This is a genomic window from Teichococcus coralli (assembly GCF_009829925.1).
Lineage (GTDB): Bacteria > Pseudomonadota > Alphaproteobacteria > Acetobacterales > Acetobacteraceae > Pseudoroseomonas > Pseudoroseomonas coralli.
This window is the reverse complement of sequence record NZ_SNVJ01000058.1, coordinates 1-1,687: the sequence shown is the minus strand read 5'-3', so window position 1 is coordinate 1,687 and position 1,687 is coordinate 1. Positions and strand designations below refer to the sequence as shown.

Below are 1,687 nucleotides of genomic sequence, written 5' to 3'. Positions count from 1 at the left end.
CGGTTCCAGGTTCTGTTAGACGCTCTAAGCCGAAGTACAGGAGGCCGTCTTAAGGCACGCAGGGCAGGACCAAGTCCTCGCGAGCGCTTCATTGGCGAAGTCAACAGGACTGACGCCATCCAACGCGTGGTGACGGGCGTCGACCTGTTGGTCCCAGCGAGCCTTGATCAGCGGGGGGTCCATGCATTGCCGCCGCAACCTTGCTCGCCCGGGTCCACTCGGCGATCTTGTCGGCGCCCAGTTCCTCCAAGATTACCATCCACAGCATGTGCTCATCCTATCCCTCACGGAATGCCCGCTGACGGACGGCCGCTATCTCCTCGGTCACGCCAGCCCGCTGCCCCATTGGCAGTCGGCGAGCGGAATGAGCAGGCCCGCCAGCGCCGGATTGGTGTGGCGCTTCATATCGGCGACGAACGGCCCATCTGCGACCACGACGCCCCGCGCGCCCATGGCGAGCGCGAAAGCCACGTAGAGGGTGTCATAGGTGGAGTGGTTGACGGCCAATCCGATGTCGAGAGCGATGTCGTGGAGATCGAGGTCGCCGGTCGGCGTCGGCGGCACCAGGGCGCGGAGCAGCGCCAGCCCTTCCCTTGCCTCGTCCGCCGACCACTTGCCCTTCCGGAACTGCAACCAGCAGACATTGGTGGCCTCGCTCAGCAGGAAGTCCGGCACTAGGAGTTCCTCCTCGCCCTCGGCGAGCGCCTGGGCGAGATGGCTGTCCGGCTCATCCAGGATCCACTTCAGCGCGACCGAGGCGTCAACGACCAGCGTCACTGGGAGTCTGACTCGCCGGCGAGGTCCCCTGCCCTGCCCATACGACTCTCTTTGAGCAGTTCGGCTGCAGTGGCGGAGCCGCGCCCCGCCATGCGGCGGCGGAATTCGGCCAAGCGCTCCGCAGCGGCTTTGCGCGGCGAAGGCTCAAGGCTGGCGGTCAGGACCTGCCGCAGGATCTCCCGGTGCTCAGCCTCGGCGGACCGGCCGTGCTCGGCGGCCCGGATGCGCAGCGCCCGGACAACGTCATCATCCAAGTTACGGACGGTCAGGGTAGCCATGGCACGCTCCTGCTGCAAGTGCTGTCAATGCATGCATATAGGGAAGGCAGTTATTAGACGGAAGGCGGGCCGGATGTGATCTTTGCCTACAGCTTGAGGTAGCTCGGAGCGTTACGCGAGTCGGACAGATGCGATCTTTGCCTACGCTAGCGGGTGTCGCTGAAGCGAGGGAAGGATGTGTTTGTTGCCTACGTCTTGATTGGGGCCGCCGTTCAATTTTATCGAGGAATCAGAAACTTATCGAGTTATCCCTGTGTTATTTGCCTTCAAACTTCAATGTGTACCAGATACAATCTTTATTATTGCTGTGCGAAGGCAGAAGTCACATCGATAGCACGGTAGGATGTAGGCAAAGGACACATCGACAGACCTGCAGTTTTGTTCCAGAACTGAATGACGGTGATTGTTGATGAGCCCTTCTAAGAAAGTCCAAGACGAATACCCTGACCTTTTTGCAGTCCATGAGCACCTGTCAGCTTATGGAGTGGAAGGTGCTCTTAAGGAAGCTCGTGCAGTTGCCTGGACGTCGGAAGTTCCAACGCTGCCTCCTATCCAACGAGCGTTGAGTGGGCGCAATGGTCGTCGGATCGCTGATACTGCCTCGGGTTGTGTTGCGAAGTTTGCAGCAGATT

General features: G+C 60.5%; 2 protein-coding genes and 1 pseudogene. 1 reads left to right on the top strand and 2 read right to left on the bottom strand.

The genetic code is table 11. The features are described 5' to 3' along the window. Window positions 1-324 precede the first annotated feature (324 nt). Together E0493_RS22900 and E0493_RS23220 are read right to left on the bottom strand one after the other, a co-directional pair. Window positions 325-777, bottom strand: coding sequence for a type II toxin-antitoxin system VapC family toxin (locus E0493_RS22900; RefSeq protein WP_160939575.1), 453 nt, complete (start codon window positions 775-777; stop codon window positions 325-327). Then, entirely contained in the window at window positions 774-1,055 is a 282-nt protein-coding gene (locus tag E0493_RS23220; RefSeq protein WP_202397303.1) for a FitA-like ribbon-helix-helix domain-containing protein, read from the bottom strand. Before E0493_RS23220 ends, E0493_RS22900 begins: the two co-directional genes overlap by 4 nt. Before the next feature lie 409 nt (window positions 1,056-1,464). Between E0493_RS23220 and E0493_RS23665 the strand changes: the two are divergent. Beyond that, window positions 1,465-1,687 (top strand): annotated as a pseudogene (locus E0493_RS23665) (hypothetical protein); the annotation flags it as partial.